The organism is Paenibacillus barengoltzii G22 (assembly GCF_000403375.2).
GTDB lineage: Bacteria > Bacillota > Bacilli > Paenibacillales > Paenibacillaceae > Fontibacillus > Fontibacillus barengoltzii.
Map to the genome: position 1 here is coordinate 154605 of NZ_KE159655.1, position 13960 is coordinate 168564.

Consider the following 13960-nt stretch of genomic DNA (forward strand, 5'->3'; position numbering starts at 1 on the left):
CCTTCCTGATCTGTCTGTAGACGAACTCCACAAACACTCAGTTAACACTCATACGTGCTCAAAGTTAAGCTCAAAACATATACTTCAGCATTTGGGTATATTGCCAATAATCCATAATAAAAGCAGCTACGAAACGGCCTAGTACAATGGCGAGCAGCAGATGCAGCAGCTTGCCTTGCGGGCTCTTGGGGTGACGAATGAATAGATCCAGCTTCAAGTTCTGCAGGGCCAGCCACGACAGCACCACGCAGGCCAAGGAGACGAGGATCGCTGTCAAGCCGTTTACCCCCACTGAAGACGCTACCTGATCGACGGGATTCATAATAAATCCTCCATCACGTTTATATTTATGCAGCAAGTACCTAAACGGTTAATTCTTCTCCACTAGACGCTGTCACATTGATCCAAGATGCGTTAGGTTCGTATTTATATATCGGTGTCGATCCTGTAAAAATATAGACCTTATATATCATACTTGGCATCGCCGCAATAATCCAGCTTTTCTTTGTCATGCAAAGGCTTCCAACGGCATCTATTACCAAAATATCATTCTGACGTCATTCTGTAAGAAAAAACAGGCACCCCAAAGAGGTGCCCGTTATTTTGCAGTCTATTGCTGTTTGCGGTTGGTGACCACGTTAATCCGGGTGACCGCCCGCTGCAACGCGAGTTCTGCACGGCGATGATCGATACGATCCTGGTTGCTGCGATTCGCCAAACGGCGTTCCGCACGCTCACGTGCCGCGATGGCCCGCTCCAGATCGATCTCCTCCGGCAGCTCTGCGCTCTCGGCAAGTACGATCACCTTATCGCCCTGTACTTCGATAAATCCACCGTGTACGGCGATGTACGTCTCTTCCTTGCCGATTTTCGCAACCACCGGGGCAACTTGCAGCGGGGTCACGAGCGGGATATGGCCCTTCAAAACACCAAATTCCCCTTCAACGCCGCGGACCGTCAAGCTGTCAACCTCTTTCGAGAACACCACATGCTCCGGCGTAACGATTTCCAATAAAAAGGTGCTCAAGTGTTATCCCTCCTGTTCGTGGGACAGTTCATTTCTGAAGCATCCGGATTCGGCTTCGAATTACAGCGTTTTGGCCTTTTCGACAGCTTCTTCAATCGTTCCTACGAACAGGAACGCTGCTTCCGGAAGATCGTCATGCTTGCCTTCCAAGATTTCTTTGAAGCTGCGGACCGTCTCGGCGATCGGCACATATTTCCCTTTAATTCCCGTAAACTGCTCAGCCACGTGGAATGGCTGCGACAGGAAGCGTTCGATTTTCCGGGCACGGGCAACGAGCGTTTTATCGTCGTCGGACAATTCATCCATACCGAGGATCGCGATAATATCCTGCAGTTCTTTATAACGAGCCAAGATTTGTTTTACGCCTTGGGCTACGGCATAGTGCTCTTCGCCTACGATTTCCGGCGTCAAAATCCGCGAGCTGGAAGCCAGCGGGTCTACGGCCGGGAAAATCCCTTTCTCGGAAATTTTCCGTTCCAGGTTCGTCGTTGCGTCCAAGTGAGCAAACGTTGTAGCTGGAGCCGGGTCGGTATAGTCGTCCGCAGGAACGTAAATCGCTTGAATCGAAGTAACGGAACCTTTCTTCGTCGAAGTGATCCGTTCTTGCAATTGACCCATTTCCGTTGCCAGCGTCGGCTGGTAACCTACTGCGGAAGGCATCCGTCCGAGCAACGCGGAAACCTCAGAACCCGCTTGCGTAAACCGGAAGATGTTGTCGATGAAGAGCAATACATCGCGGCCTTCTTGGTCGCGGAAGTATTCTGCCATCGTCAGACCCGTCAAGGCTACGCGAAGACGTGCACCTGGCGGTTCGTTCATTTGACCGAAGACCATCGCCGTTTTCTCGATAACGCCGGATTCCGTCATTTCCATGTAAAGGTCGTTCCCTTCACGGGTACGTTCCCCTACACCGGCAAATACGGAGATCCCGCCATGTTCGTGAGCGATGTTGTGGATCAATTCCTGAATCGTAACGGTTTTACCTACGCCGGCACCACCGAACAAGCCGATTTTACCGCCTTTGGCATAAGGCGCCAGCAGGTCGATAACCTTGATCCCGGTTTCCAGCATTTCCGCTTGCGTCGACAGATCTTCAAACTTCGGCGGTTCGCGGTGAATTGGGTATCTCAATTCGCTGTTGGTTTCACCCTTGTTATCAATCGGCTCACCCAGCACGTTAAATACGCGGCTCAATGTCGCCGAACCGACCGGAACCGAAATCGGTGCTCCTAAGTCGATTGCTTCCGTACCGCGCACAAGGCCGTCTGTCGAGGCCATTGCGATACAACGAACGAGGTTATCGCCCAGATGATTGGAAGCTTCCAGAACCAAAGCAGACTGGCCGTCTTGCTTCTCAATTTTAATTGCGTTATAGATTTCCGGGAGTTGACCGCGCTCAAATTCGATGTCAACAACCGGACCCATTACGCTGACAACGCGTCCTTTGTTCATCTTCGTTTCCCTCCTAAAATTGCTGCCCGGAACGATCAGCCTTGTGCGTTAGCTCCGGCCACGATCTCCGTAATTTCTTGCGTAATCGCCGCTTGACGAGCGCGGTTGTACGTCAGGGTAAGTTCATTAATCATCTTCGTCGCGTTTTTGGTCGCGCTGCCCATTGCAGTCATTTTCGCACCAAGCTCACTGGCTTTACCGTCAAGAAGCGCACCAAAGATCAACGTTTCGGCATATTTCGGAAGAAGCACTTCTAATACGCCTTCCGGCGAAGGTTCATACTCATAGCTGCTGACCGGCGCTTCGCTCTCCACCGAATCAAAGGGGAGAAGGCGCTCCACGGTTGGCAGTTGGGTAATCGCATTGATGAACCGGTTATAGCAAACGTAAATTTCGTCGAATTGTTCAGTTTCGAAGCCTTGCACCGCTGCATAGGTCAACGACTTAATATCCGCAAATCTCGGAGAGTCCGAAAGCTCAGTCACTTCATGAACAACCGGATAATTGCGGCGTTTGAAATAATCTCTGCCTTTACGGCCGATAACAAACAGTTCGTATTCCGAAGCCGAGGCGTGGCGAGAACGGATCAGATCCGTCACTTTCCGCAAAATATTCGCGTTATATCCGCCAACCAAACCGCCGTCGGATGTAATCACGATATACGCGGTCCGCTTGACCGGACGCGACACGAGCATCGGGTGACTAACGCCTTGAGAGGCAGCCGCGATGCTGGATACTACCTCTTTCAGCTTCTCTGAGTATGGCCGAGCCGCTTGCGCTCTCTCCTGCGCTTTACGCAGTTTCGCCGAGGCTACCATTTCCATCGCTTTGGTGATTTGCCGGGTGTTCTGAACGCTTTTAATCTGACGCTTGATTTCGCGCATCCCTTTTGCCATGATTTCACCACCTTAAAACTTTGGCAGAGCCAAAGTTACTTCGTAAGCATAGGCTTAACTTTGGCCTGACCAAAGTATTTTTTACACATAGGCGTAAACCGGCATTGCGCTTAGCCAAGGCCGGTTTGCCGCAAGAACATTCTTATGCCGTAGTCGCGAACCCGCGTTTGAATTGCTCGATAACTTCTTTCAGCTTCGTTTCGTTCTCTGGCGTCAGATCCTTGGTGTCGCGGATCGACTGCAGAACATCATCATGCTGATTTTGGACAAAAGACAGGAATTCCGCTTCGAAGCGGCGCACGTCAGCCAGCGGGATATCATCCAGATACCCTTTGACTGCGGTATACAAGCTGATGACTTGCAGTTCAACCGCCAACGGTTGGTTAACGCCTTGCTTCAGGATTTCCATCATACGCGAACCACGGGTCAACCGGGCTTGCGTCGATTTGTCCAGATCGGAACCGAACTGGGAGAACGCTTGAAGCTCACGGTATTGGGCCAAGTCCAGACGCAACGTACCGGCAACCTTCTTCATTGCCTTGATTTGCGCGGAACCGCCAACCCGGGATACGGAGATACCCACGTTAACCGCTGGACGTTGACCGGAGTAGAACAGATCGGACTCCAGGAAGATCTGACCGTCAGTAATGGAAATAACGTTTGTTGGAATGTACGCCGATACGTCGGAAGCTTGCGTTTCGATAAACGGAAGCGCCGTGATCGAACCGCCGCCAAGCTCGTCGCTCAGTTTGGCTGCACGTTCCAGCAGACGGGAGTGCAAGTAGAAGACGTCACCCGGATACGCCTCACGGCCCGGAGGACGACGGAGCAGCAAGGAAAGTTCGCGGTAAGCAGCTGCTTGTTTCGACAAATCGTCATAAATAATCAGGACATGCTCGCCTTTGTACATGAAGTACTCAGCCATAGCTACGCCAGCATAAGGAGCAATGTACAGAAGCGGTGCCGGTTCCGAAGCGGAGGCCGATACCACAATCGTGTAATCCAGTGCACCGTGGCGACGAAGCGTTTCAACAACGCTAACAACGGTCGACTGCTTCTGACCGATCGCTACATAAATACATTTCACGCCATTGCCTTTTTGGTTGATGATCGTATCGATGGCAATCGCCGTTTTACCGGTTTGACGGTCACCGATGATAAGCTCCCGTTGACCACGACCGATCGGAACCATCGAGTCGATCGCTTTAATTCCCGTTTGCATTGGTTCATGAACCGATTTCCGGTCGATAACGCCCGGAGCGTTATTTTCGACTGGACGGAATTCCGTCGTTTCAATCGGTCCTTTCCCGTCGATCGGTTGACCGAGCGGGTTCACAACGCGGCCCAGCATCGCTTCGCCGACAGGAACCTGCATGATTTGGCCGGTCCGTTTCACTTGATCGCCTTCGCGAATTTCGCTGTAAGGGCCGAGGATAACGACACCCACATTGCTCTCTTCCAGGTTCAGAGCAAGACCAAAAATGCCATTTTCAAACTCGAGCAGCTCGTTTGCCATCGCGTTCTCAAGTCCGTGAACACGGGCGATACCGTCACCAACTTGAATAACGGTGCCGACTTCAGCTACTTCGATTTCCGATTTATATTGTTCGATCTGACTTTTAATCAGTGTACTGATCTCTTCAGGTCTGATACTCAAGTGTTTCACCCCTATCTACAGTGCTTGTCTTCGAAAAGACTTTTCAAGCCGTTCCAATTTCCCGGCCAAGCTTCCATCGTACAACGTGTCGCCAATTCGTACTTTCATTCCGCCAAGCAACGATTTGTCGATCACGTTCTCGACGCGAATCTTCTTATTTAAGAGGGCGCCGAACTCCGCAGCAACCTGCTGCTTCTCCTCTTCGCTAAGCGGGTAAGTCGTTGTTACCAACGCATTGGCAAGCCCAAGCGCTTCGCTGGAAATGCTCACGTAAGCGTCTACCAGCTCCGGCAGGAGCCCGATTCTTCCGCGTTCTACCAGAAGCTTCACCGTCGAAACTACAGGTTTGGACAGTTTGCCTTCAATCGCATTGGAGATGGCTTCCCATTTCGCCGATTCCGTAATCTTCGGTGAGGCAAGAAAATGCTCAATATCCCCTGCCTGGAAAGCTGCCGCCAGCGCTTTCAGCTCTTCTTCAACTTCCAGCGTCCGGCTTTCCGCCGCAGCGATCTCATACAATGCTTTGGCATACCGTTTTGCAGCTACGGTCTCGCGGCTCATGAGCGGCCACCGACCTCTTTAAGGTACTTGTCAACCAGTTCGCCTTGAACGCTGTCTTCGCTGACTTCCTTCTCGATCAGCTTGGATGCGATCTTCACCGACACAGCGCCCACTTCGCTGCGAAGTTGTTCCACCGCGCGGTTCTTCTCGTTCTGAATGTCGCGTACCGCTTCTTCTTTCAAGCGGGCCGCCTCGTTCTTGGCTTCCTCCAGCATTTGAGCGGCTTGCTTGCTGCTCGTCTGCTTGGATTGTTCAATAATTTCATACGCCTCTTTGCGCGCTTGCTGAAGGGCAGCTTTTTGCTCCTCCACATAAGCATTTGCCTGTTCACGTGTTTGCGCCGCTTCACTCAGCTGTTGCTGAACGAGTTCACGACGCTTCTCCATCACGGAAAACAGCGGACCAAATGCGTATTTGTTCAACAAGAAGTATAAAATCCCGATCGCAATCAATGCGAGGACGGTGTTTTCCCATACGAATTCCAAACTCAAGTCACTCCTTTCCGAAGCCTATCCGCATATCGCGTATCGCCCGCCCTGGGCTAAAAAGAAGGCGAGGACGTCTGTGGCCTTCCCCGCCATTTCTTTTCTAAAAATCTTATTAAGCCTGACCAAAGAACATAAATGCCAGGACCACGCCGATGATCGGAAGTACCTCGATCAAACCTACGCCGATAAACATCGTTGTTTGCAGAGTGGACTTCGCTTCAGGTTGACGAGCGATCCCTTCAACTGTTTTGCTGATAACCATACCGTTACCCAGCGCTGCGCCAAATGCGCCCAAACCTGCTACGATAGCTGCTGCTAATAATGCCATTGCTCCCATTTTGTATATCCTCCTTAAGTAAAATCAATTTTTATAGTTCAGTCAGGTTGAAGTCGTTCTCCAATCCGTAACTTGAAACTTAGACTAGCTTATGCGGGCTTCCAACACTGCCCGGTTAATGCTCTTCGTGACTTTCCAGGTTTTGCGAGATATAAACCATCATCAAGATGACAAAGACGAAAGCCTGGATAGCACCTACGAAAATACTGAATCCATCCCATACCATCAAGAGAGGAACGGAGAAGATCGCACCAACCACACTTGCTTTGGCCAACGTCATAATGGTGGAGATCAGTACCTCGCCTGCGAAAATATTCGCGTAAAGACGAACGCCATGCGTTACCAGCTTCGAGAGCTGCTCAATCAAGTTAATTGGTAGAAACAAAGGATAGGGCTGAACGTAATGCTTAAAATAATTTCTCGTGTTTCTCACCATCCCTAAACCGTGGGACAATGTGAAGACGAGCAAGGCCAGACCCATCGTTACGCTGAGATCAGCTGTCGGCGATTTCCACCATGCCACCTCGGCGTGAGCTTCCTCACCCGGATGCTTCTCGTGCTCTTCCGCAAGCACCTTCGTAACCGAAGTGATTTCCTGACCGAAAATTTTCGCTTTTGCCGGATCATCATACTCCGTTACGACCCCAAACAGAAGCCCTAGCATGTTGGCGACAAAGATAAACATAATCATCGTCATGGCCAGGGAGAGAAAAGGTCTTCCCTTCTTCAGATCCATGGTGCTGGAGATCAAGTTCTGAACGAACTCAGCTGCCCACTCCATGAAATTCTGAAGCTTGCCGGGATTCTCTACGGATAGATTCCGAGTCGCTAGACGCGCGATGACGAACACGATGGTGCAGGTCACCACCAGCATCAAGATGATGGACAAGTCCAAATGCAGACCGCCCAACTCTATGACCGGAGCTTCATGCATGTTTTCTCACCCCCATTCCAAGTTGAAATGCTATCAAGCTTTAAGGCTTACGAGAAAAACGAATACCTATAAAAAGAAGAAAAAATTGCGCAAAAACCAGACTGCCGGCAACCGCATACACGTTAAAATACTGCGGATATTTCATTGCGGCAAAAACCGCTAGAACCGCCAGTGCTGCACGGGTTAGAAACCCCATGTTCAACCGCTTCGAACCACCGTTAACCGCGGCATCTAGCACTTGCCGGACTTTGCGGCCTAAGTAAACCGCGTTAATCCAGCTGACCGCTGAGCCGAGCGCGATGCCGAGCATGATGCTTTGATACTGCGGCAATAAAGCGCCTCCCAGAAAACACAGGGCCAAGAAACCTAGGGTTCCGGCTGTTAGAGCGCGGTTGTATTTCGAGAGCTCATCCATCTTTTCCTCCCACAACCGACTTAATTAGAGCGACAATGCCGACAATACCCGCTGCAATGCCGATCAGAACCCCAAGGCCAATGCCCAGTCCATTCTTGAACCACAGCTTATCCAACCAGGCGCCAAGGAAGTAACCTCCCACAGCGCACACGGCAAAGTTCGTTCCTAAAGCGGTTACCACAGCGACAGCCTTCCATACGCTGTTGTTGTTTTTATCAGGTTTAATCGGGTCTTTCATCTCAAATCACCCTAATAATCCCAATTTATTTTACTAATTGTGAAGAGTTATTGTCAATTGAGGTTTTTTAGTGATTTAAAGCCATGAAATGCTAAATTTGCCCTTGCAATCCTGAATAAAACGCATACAGCGTACAGTAATACTGTATACTTTTTTGGGCTCGCGATCAAAACAAATTTTCGCTAGTTTGTGAACTTTCTGTGAAATTCCCCCGGACGATCCTTTAAAAATCCAAAATGGTGACAAATCGCATTGACAATTCTTTGAGATGCTTGTCCATCACCGTACGGATTCGCAGCCCGGCTCATCGATTCGTATAGCTTCTGATCGCTAAGCAACGCCTTTGTCCGTTCATAAACCATCTCCTCATTTGTGCCGACTAACTCCAGCGTCCCCGCTTCGATCCCTTCGGGCCGCTCCGTAGTATCACGAAGCACCAGCACCGGAACACCAAAGGATGGTGCCTCTTCCTGCAAACCGCCCGAATCCGTAAGTATCAAATGCGTGTGAGGGTAGAAGTTGTGCAGATCCACCACATCTAATGGATCAATAAGTTTAATACGGGGATGATCACCTAAGGTTGCATAAGCCGGCTCCCTTACCGCAGGGCTCGGGTGAACCGGGTACACGATGGCTACATCCTCAAACTCATCGGCAATTCTTCTTACGGCGCGGAAGATATTCATATGCGGTTCGCCTTGCGACTCGCGGCGGTGCGCCGTCATGAGAATAAGCCGCTTTCCAGCGGCCCAGTCCAGCACAGAATTTGTGTAATTCGGCTGTACTGTATATTGAAACACATCCGTTACCGTGTTGCCTGTGACATATATAGCTGACTCCGGTTTATTTTCCTTACGTAAATTTCCAGCTGACCATTCCGTCGGAGCAAAATGAAGATCAGCTAAAACGCCGGTCAACTGCCGGTTCATCTCTTCTGGATAAGGGGAGAGCTTGTTCCACGTCCGCAATCCGGCCTCGACATGCCCCACCTTGATCTGTTGCAGGAAAGCAGCATAACTTGCCAAGAAAGTCGTTAACGTATCACCGTGCACAAGCACTATGTCGGGTTTGGCTTCCTTCAGGACGCCCTCCAATCCTTGCAGCACACGAATCGTAATTTCGTTCAGCGTCTGGTTGGGCTTCATGACGTCCAGATCATAGTCCGGAACGATCTTAAAGAATTCAAGCACCTGATCAAGCATTTCACGGTGCTGCGCCGTTACACACACCACCGATTCGATTTTGTCGGGATGCTTCTGCAGCTCCAGAATCAGCGGCGCCATTTTAATCGCTTCGGGTCGAACGCCGAAGATCGTCATTACTTTAATCTTGCTCACCCTACTCAATTCCTTCCATATAGAGGTAATCAAAATAAGTTGTTGTCGTTTGGTATGCGGCAGCAATGAACTGTAAAAGATACCGTTAATTTCGGGTATCTGGCGTAATTGCCTCAATTAGCTGTAAAAGCTACCGTTAATTTGGGCGTAACCCGGATTTTTCACTGAGATCGACCAAATTAACGGTAGCATTTACTGTTATTTCACTTCAATTCACAAATGGATCGAAAACTAACGGTATGATTTACCGTAAAGCAGTCTCTCGTCCCAACGCCTTTCCCCTAACTTCACAAGACGTTGGAGGCTTGATTCAGGCGTTTGGCTTACTTCGTGCCGTACAACCGATCACCGGCGTCGCCCAAGCCTGGAATGATATAGCCATGCTCATTCAGGTGGCTGTCTAATGCCGCAACATAAATGTCTACATCTGGGTGCACGTCGTGAACGGCTTTGACCCCTTCCGGCGCGGCAATCAGGTTCATCATCTTGATCTGCGTGCAGCCGCGATTCTTCAACGCGGTAATCGCTGCAATAGCGGATCCCCCAGTGGCCAGCATCGGGTCGATCACGATCAGCTCACGCTCCTGAACATCCGTAGGAAGCTTGATGTAATACTCAACTGGCTGCAGCGTATCCGGATCACGGAACAAGCCGACATGTCCCACCTTCGCCGCAGGAAGCAGCTTCAACACTCCGTCCAGCATGCCCAGCCCGGCGCGGAGAATCGGAATCAGCCCCAGCATCCGCCCAGAGATGACCTTCGACTCGGCCTCAGCAACCGGCGTCTGCACTTTGATTGACTCGAGCGGAATGTCCCGCGTAATTTCATAAGCCATCAACGTCGCTACTTCATCTACCAGTTCACGAAAATCCTTAGTGTTCGTGCGCATGTCGCGGATAAAAGTCAGTTTGTGTTGAATCAAAGGGTGATCACATACCACCAGTTTTCTCATATTTCGTTCTTCCCTCCGGTTTTATTGCTAAGTCTTTACTTGCTTGTTCGTTCCCATTCTTCGAACGTCCACAAATCTTGTCTATTATATCACTCCAAGATGGCATTTTCACCCTCACGCCAACTTGTCAGAAAGCCGTCATAAAAACGTCACTCATCCTTTAAAAGAGCCGTCAGACGTAACCAAGAGATCCATCCTTGACCAGAAGTGAAACGCCAATAAGCCGGGAGCACATGCTCCCGGCTTGATTAGGAGGCCTAACCTGCCTTTGTCACGATTTCATTAATACTGCAGGTTCGGATACAGCGGGTACCGATCCGTTAATGCCGACACCTGTTTACGCGCTTTATCCAACACCGCTTCGTCCTTCGGCGATTTCAGCACAGTAGCGATGATCTGCCCGATTTCCTTCATCGCTTCCTCATCCATGCCGCGGGAAGTCGCCGCCGGCGTACCGATGCGGATACCGCTGGTGATGAATGGGCTGGTTGGGTCGAACGGAATCGCATTTTTGTTCACCGTGATCCCGATCGAATCCAGAACATGCTCGGCGTCTTTCCCTGTGATGTTCAGGTTGCGCGTATCCACCAGCATCAGGTGGTTATCTGTGCCGCCGGATACGATGTTAAGGCCTTCGGACATCAGCGTTTCCGCCAGGACTTTAGCGTTCTTCACTACATTTTGGGCATAAGTTTTAAAAGAAGGCTGAAGTGCTTCGCCCAAGGCCACTGCTTTCGAAGCAATCACGTGCATCAGCGGGCCGCCTTGCGTACCAGGGAATACCGCTTTGTCAATCGCGGCTGCCCAAGGCTGCTTGCACAGAATCATCCCGCCGCGTGGTCCGCGCAGCGTCTTGTGGGTGGTGGTCGTCACAAAATGAGCATGTGGAACCGGGTTTGGATGCAAGCCCGCAGCCACAAGACCGGCAATATGCGCCATGTCGACCATAAACAACGCACCTACGTCGTTGGCGATCGAAGCCAGCTTCTCGAAATCGATGATCCGCGGATATGCGCTCGCCCCAGCCACGATCAGACGTGGACGATGCTTAAAAGCGGCTTTGCGCACTTCATCGTAATCGATCAAGAACGTATCTTCTTGTACCCCATAAGCCACGAAATTATAGTACAAACCGGAAGCGTTGACCGGGCTGCCGTGGGTCAAGTGACCGCCATGCGCCAGGTTCATCCCCAACACGGTGTCGCCAGTTTTGAGGGCAGCCAGGTAAACCGCAAGGTTCGCTTGTGCTCCGGAATGCGGTTGAACGTTGGCGTGGTCAGCGCCAAACAATTCCTTGGCCCGATCGCGGGCGATATTTTCCACGATGTCTACGCGTTCGCAGCCGCCGTAATACCGTTTGCCTGGATAACCTTCAGCGTATTTGTTTGTGAGCACGGATCCCATCGCTTCCATAACCGCCTCACTGACGATGTTCTCGGAAGCGATCAGCTCAATGTTGTTACGCTGACGCTTGAGCTCCAGATTCATAGCCTTCAGTACCGCTGGATCTTGCTTTCTCAAATTTTCCATCTTCCGTTGTCCTCCTTAGAATCTAATCTATACTTAATCGCAAAGCGTGGAATCCGAATCCGGCGGCAGCGTATAAACGGCTCGTTCCCCGCCGATCAGCTTCGGACGGGTCGTCGCTGCTGTAACGCGTGCTTGCCCAACCAGGCGCAGTGAAGGACGAAAAGGCACCGCCACCCGCCGCAAATGCATGCCGATCAGCGTTTCGCCGATATCGATCCCGGCATGGGCTTCAAGCGTCTCGGCCAGGCACGGGTCCGACAAACGCCGATAGGCTGCAGCGGCCATCGAACCGCCTGCCTTCGGCACGGGAACCGCAGCAACTTCCGTCAAGGAAAATCGCTCCAGCACCGCCCGTTCAACCACCAGCGCACGATTTAAGTGCTCGCAGCATTGAAAGGCGACGTCAAAGCCGTATTTGGCCCGAACCTGTTCAATTCCCGCCCACAGCTCAGCCGCGATGTCCTCAGCTCCGCTCGTGCCAATTCGTTTGCCCGCCACTTCACTCGTGCTGGCCCCGATGACCAGCAGCTTCCCCGGACCCAGATGAGCTGCAACGGCTACTTCCTCTGCAATTGTTGCTACCTGTGCCCGCAGGGTACCGAGCTCTTCCTGTTCCATGTGATGCCAGCTCCTTTCTCCGCAAACCAAACAACATGTCACAAAGACTGTCCTTATTATATCAGAGAAAGGCGAACCGCAAACGGATGTCCGTCCGCTTCGTTCAAACCCAACCAACAAAAAAAGAGCATAACGCAACTGACGTGCGTCGTGCTCTTTGCCCAGGCGACCGGCCGTATTCTCCGATGCTCCATCGTGGTTTGATCCACTCTTGTCGCCAGTTACATCGGAGCTAAAACTTCTGCTATTAGAATAAAGCATCCGCGCAGCAAATGCAACTGGTTTAATGCCCTTCGCCGCGCTCCAGCTTGGCGATCAGCTTCTCCAGCGCTGCGCTGATCTCCGCCGCCGTTCGGTCGTAGTCTGCTCGCGAACCGCCAAACGGATCGGAAATATCGAACGCGGGCAGCCGAAGATGCAGCTCATCCAGTCGCCGCTGCTGCTCCGCAGGCCACTCCTTCCCCAGCGCTCGCGCCAGCTCCCGATCCGCCGCAAGGCGTCGGAACTCCTCCAAGGTAGCTAATATGGAGGCGTCTTCTTCAACGTATTCTTTTAATGTAAATATTTTATCGGCTGTCTCCGGAAATGAATGAATCACCTGGCGCTTATGCCCTTGCGTCAGCGTCAGAATCAGATCAGCCCACTCCGCCAGTTCGGCATAAAGAGGGGTAGATTCGAAAGTCTCTTTAATCCCCCTGTCCCGCAACACCGCTTCCGCATGACGGGAAATGGAGGCCCCTTTCATGGCGGCTACGCCAGCCGAGCGGACTTCCACGTCCAGCCCCCGGTCCCGCGCCAGCTTGCGCAGCATCCCTTCGGCCATCGGGCTGCGGCAGGTATTTCCGGTACATACAAACAAGATGCGCATGCCCTTTCACCTCCATATTCAGCGGGAAAGCTTACCCGCGTTTGGACCTTATTTTATCACGAAAGGCCTCGGTTTCAAAAGATAAACAATAGTCCAAACGCCAGCAAGATTGCTCCGCCAGCCGCCTCCCCGTAATCGCCCAGCGAACGCCCCACGCCTCGTCCCATCGCCAGTCCAAGCAAGGACATGATCCCGCCAAAAAATCCAAAGGCCAGCACCGTCAGGAGCCAGTCTCCATGGAACATGCCCAGCGACACCCCGACGGAAAACGAATCGATGCTGACGCTTAACGAAAATAGCAGCGCACCTAACCAAGTCCGATGGTTGATGGACTGTACGCCGCTGCCTTTGATTGAGCTGACGATCATATGCGTGCCAAGCAGGAATAGAAGTCCGCCTGCCACAAATCGTGCCAAGCTTCCCAGCAGCGCACCGACATACTGTCCCGCTGCAATTCCCAACAGAGGCATTAACACGTGAAAGAGAGCCACCATCGTCCCGATGCGGAACGCATCTTTCCGCCGGACTCCCTTCATGCCGATGCCGACACCCAACGATAAAGCATCCATGCCCAGCGCAATCGCCATCAGCAGGATCGTCACCAGCTCTCCCAGCCGCTCATAAGCCTCTGCCATAACCGAAAGTCCCC

At 51.7% G+C, this 13960-nt stretch carries 17 protein-coding genes and 1 riboswitch; all 17 genes read right to left on the reverse strand.

Going from position 1 to position 13960, the window contains the following annotated elements; all coding sequences use genetic code 11:
* Positions 1–70: 70 nt before the first annotated feature.
* The 17 genes from C812_RS18470 to C812_RS18550 all read right to left on the reverse strand — a co-directional run bounded on the left by C812_RS18470 (position 71) and on the right by C812_RS18550 (position 13946).
* Entirely contained in the window at positions 71–322 is a 252-nt protein-coding gene (locus tag C812_RS18470) for a DUF1146 family protein (RefSeq protein WP_016314167.1), read from the reverse strand.
* Positions 323–610: 288 nt separating this feature from the next.
* Complete coding sequence (locus C812_RS18475; RefSeq protein ID WP_016314168.1) at positions 611–1027, reverse strand: F0F1 ATP synthase subunit epsilon; 417 nt, start codon at positions 1025–1027, stop codon at positions 611–613.
* 60 nt (positions 1028–1087) lie between these two features.
* Positions 1088–2479, reverse strand: a complete 1392-nt coding sequence (atpD, locus tag C812_RS18480; RefSeq protein ID WP_016314169.1) for a F0F1 ATP synthase subunit beta — start codon at positions 2477–2479, stop codon at positions 1088–1090.
* Between the two features lie 35 nt (positions 2480–2514).
* Entirely contained in the window at positions 2515–3375 is an 861-nt protein-coding gene (gene atpG, locus C812_RS18485) for an ATP synthase F1 subunit gamma (RefSeq protein WP_016314170.1), read from the reverse strand.
* A 142-nt stretch (positions 3376–3517) separates the two neighbouring features.
* Positions 3518–5032, reverse strand: coding sequence for a F0F1 ATP synthase subunit alpha (gene atpA / locus C812_RS18490; protein ID WP_016314171.1), 1515 nt, complete (start codon positions 5030–5032; stop codon positions 3518–3520).
* Positions 5033–5047: 15 nt separating this feature from the next.
* Positions 5048–5593 (reverse strand): F0F1 ATP synthase subunit delta, encoded by a 546-nt coding sequence (locus C812_RS18495; RefSeq protein WP_009223741.1) that lies wholly within the window; start codon positions 5591–5593, stop codon positions 5048–5050.
* The gene (gene atpF / locus C812_RS18500; RefSeq protein ID WP_009223740.1) at positions 5590–6078 is read right to left on the reverse strand and encodes a F0F1 ATP synthase subunit B; all 489 of its coding nucleotides are present in this window, start codon (positions 6076–6078) and stop codon (positions 5590–5592) included. Before atpF ends, C812_RS18495 begins: the two co-directional genes overlap by 4 nt.
* 115 nt (positions 6079–6193) lie before the next feature.
* Positions 6194–6418, reverse strand: a complete 225-nt coding sequence (atpE, locus tag C812_RS18505; RefSeq protein WP_009223739.1) for a F0F1 ATP synthase subunit C — start codon at positions 6416–6418, stop codon at positions 6194–6196.
* 115 nt (positions 6419–6533) lie between these two features.
* On the reverse strand, positions 6534–7352 hold the full coding sequence (gene atpB, locus C812_RS18510) for a F0F1 ATP synthase subunit A (RefSeq protein ID WP_009223738.1): 819 nt from the start codon (positions 7350–7352) through the stop codon (positions 6534–6536).
* A gap of 40 nt (positions 7353–7392) precedes the next feature.
* Positions 7393–7767: an ATP synthase subunit I gene (locus C812_RS18515; RefSeq protein ID WP_009223737.1), complete on the reverse strand. Its 375-nt coding sequence runs from the start codon at positions 7765–7767 to the stop codon at positions 7393–7395.
* The gene (locus tag C812_RS18520; RefSeq protein WP_009223736.1) at positions 7760–8005 is read right to left on the reverse strand and encodes an AtpZ/AtpI family protein; all 246 of its coding nucleotides are present in this window, start codon (positions 8003–8005) and stop codon (positions 7760–7762) included. The genes C812_RS18515 and C812_RS18520 overlap by 8 nt, the downstream gene beginning before the upstream one ends.
* 182 nt (positions 8006–8187) lie before the next feature.
* Positions 8188–9342: a non-hydrolyzing UDP-N-acetylglucosamine 2-epimerase gene (gene wecB / locus C812_RS18525; protein WP_016314172.1), complete on the reverse strand. Its 1155-nt coding sequence runs from the start codon at positions 9340–9342 to the stop codon at positions 8188–8190.
* A gap of 323 nt (positions 9343–9665) precedes the next feature.
* A complete protein-coding gene (gene upp / locus C812_RS18530) occupies positions 9666–10295 on the reverse strand; it encodes a uracil phosphoribosyltransferase (RefSeq protein WP_009223734.1) in 630 nt (209 codons plus the stop codon).
* A 282-nt stretch (positions 10296–10577) separates the two neighbouring features.
* The gene (glyA, locus tag C812_RS18535; RefSeq protein ID WP_016314173.1) at positions 10578–11825 is read right to left on the reverse strand and encodes a serine hydroxymethyltransferase; all 1248 of its coding nucleotides are present in this window, start codon (positions 11823–11825) and stop codon (positions 10578–10580) included.
* A 33-nt stretch (positions 11826–11858) separates the two neighbouring features.
* Positions 11859–12443 (reverse strand): TIGR01440 family protein, encoded by a 585-nt coding sequence (locus C812_RS18540; RefSeq protein WP_016314174.1) that lies wholly within the window; start codon positions 12441–12443, stop codon positions 11859–11861.
* Between the two features lie 152 nt (positions 12444–12595).
* A riboswitch (ZMP/ZTP riboswitch) is annotated at positions 12596–12678 on the reverse strand.
* Between the two features lie 48 nt (positions 12679–12726).
* The gene (locus C812_RS18545) at positions 12727–13311 is read right to left on the reverse strand and encodes a low molecular weight protein arginine phosphatase (protein WP_016314175.1); all 585 of its coding nucleotides are present in this window, start codon (positions 13309–13311) and stop codon (positions 12727–12729) included.
* Between the two features lie 74 nt (positions 13312–13385).
* Positions 13386–13946, reverse strand: a complete 561-nt coding sequence (locus C812_RS18550; protein ID WP_036625975.1) for a manganese efflux pump MntP — start codon at positions 13944–13946, stop codon at positions 13386–13388.
* Between the last annotated feature and the right edge of the window lie 14 nt (positions 13947–13960).